The 220-nt window shown below is 40.5% G+C and carries 1 pseudogene; it reads left to right on the forward strand.

The window, feature by feature from the left end:
* Positions 1-121: 121 nt before the first annotated feature.
* Positions 122-220 (forward strand): annotated as a pseudogene (locus ACGF49_RS25515) (transposase); the annotation flags it as partial.

Here is a 220-nt window from a genome sequence, read left to right on the forward strand (position 1 = left end):
ATTAAAGCGAAGCGTAGACGAATATGGATGAAAACCCAATTTTTGGAGCGAGTATTACAGGCGGGTTTTGCTAATGTGAGTGATATTTAATCATTCATGCGGTTGCCCTGACCATAAAACGTATCGAAGAAGAAATGTTGTAGAAAGATGTTTTGGTCGACTCAAAGAGCATCGTCGCATCGCCACCCGTTATGAAAAGACAGCAAGAAATTATATCGCT

The organism is Photorhabdus sp. RM96S (assembly GCF_042879335.1).
GTDB lineage: Bacteria > Pseudomonadota > Gammaproteobacteria > Enterobacterales > Enterobacteriaceae > Photorhabdus > Photorhabdus kayaii.